Source organism: Aeromonas sp. QDB23 (assembly GCF_027707745.1).
In the GTDB taxonomy this organism is placed as follows: Bacteria; Pseudomonadota; Gammaproteobacteria; order Enterobacterales; family Aeromonadaceae; genus Aeromonas; species Aeromonas allosaccharophila.
This window is the reverse complement of sequence record NZ_JAPCJA010000157.1, coordinates 1-1,025: the sequence shown is the minus strand read 5'-3', so window position 1 is coordinate 1,025 and position 1,025 is coordinate 1. Positions and strand designations below refer to the sequence as shown.

Annotated in this window: 2 protein-coding genes; both read right to left on the bottom strand. The window is 61.2% G+C overall.

Annotated elements, in window-relative coordinates; all coding sequences use genetic code 11:
• Positions 1 to 24 precede the first annotated feature (24 nt).
• Positions 25 to 864: a sulfonamide-resistant dihydropteroate synthase Sul1 gene (sul1, locus tag PG888_RS22945; protein WP_000259031.1), complete on the bottom strand. Its 840-nt coding sequence runs from the start codon at positions 862 to 864 to the stop codon at positions 25 to 27.
• Positions 858 to 1,025: SMR family transporter (locus tag PG888_RS22940; protein ID WP_270694477.1), on the bottom strand; the 168-nt coding region annotated here is incomplete at its 5' end. The genes PG888_RS22940 and sul1, both read right to left, overlap by 7 nt.

Below are 1,025 nucleotides of genomic sequence, written 5' to 3'. Positions count from 1 at the left end.
TAGCGGGCGGCCGGAAGGTGAATGCTAGGCATGATCTAACCCTCGGTCTCTGGCGTCGCGACTGCGAAATTTCGCGAGGGTTTCCGAGAAGGTGATTGCGCTTCGCAGATCTCCAGGCGCGTGGGTGCGGACGTAGTCAGCGCCATTGCCGATCGCGTGAAGTTCCGCCGCAAGGCTCGCTGGACCCAGATCCTTTACAGGAAGGCCAACGGTGGCGCCCAAGAAGGATTTCCGCGACACCGAGACCAATAGCGGAAGCCCCAACGCCGACTTCAGCTTTTGAAGGTTCGACAGCACGTGCAGCGATGTTTCCGGTGCGGGGCTCAAGAAAAATCCCATCCCCGGATCGAGGATGAGCCGGTCGGCAGCGACCCCGCTCCGTCGCAAGGCGGAAACCCGCGCCTCGAAGAACCGCACAATCTCGTCGAGCGCGTCTTCGGGTCGAAGGTGACCGGTGCGGGTGGCGATGCCATCCCGCTGCGCTGAGTGCATAACCACCAGCCTGCAGTCCGCCTCAGCAATATCGGGATAGAGCGCAGGGTCAGGAAATCCTTGGATATCGTTCAGGTAGCCCACGCCGCGCTTGAGCGCATAGCGCTGGGTTTCCGGTTGGAAGCTGTCGATTGAAACACGGTGCATCTGATCGGACAGGGCGTCTAAGAGCGGCGCAATACGTCTGATCTCATCGGCCGGCGATACAGGCCTCGCGTCCGGATGGCTGGCGGCCGGTCCGACATCCACGACGTCTGATCCGACTCGCAGCATTTCGATCGCCGCGGTGACAGCGCCGGCGGGGTCTAGCCGCCGGCTCTCATCGAAGAAGGAGTCCTCGGTGAGATTCAGAATGCCGAACACCGTCACCATGGCGTCGGCCTCCGCAGCGACTTCCACGATGGGGATCGGGCGAGCAAAAAGGCAGCAATTATGAGCCCCATACCTACAAAGCCCCACGCATCAAGCTTTTGCCCATGAAGCAACCAGGCAATGGCTGTAATTATGACGACGCCGAGTCCCGACCAGACTGC

Excerpts from the sequence above, each read along its gene's own strand:
- sul1 (WP_000259031.1), bottom strand. The coding sequence starts at position 864 with ATGGTGACGGTGTTCGGCATTCTGAATCTCACCGAGGACTCCTTCTTC.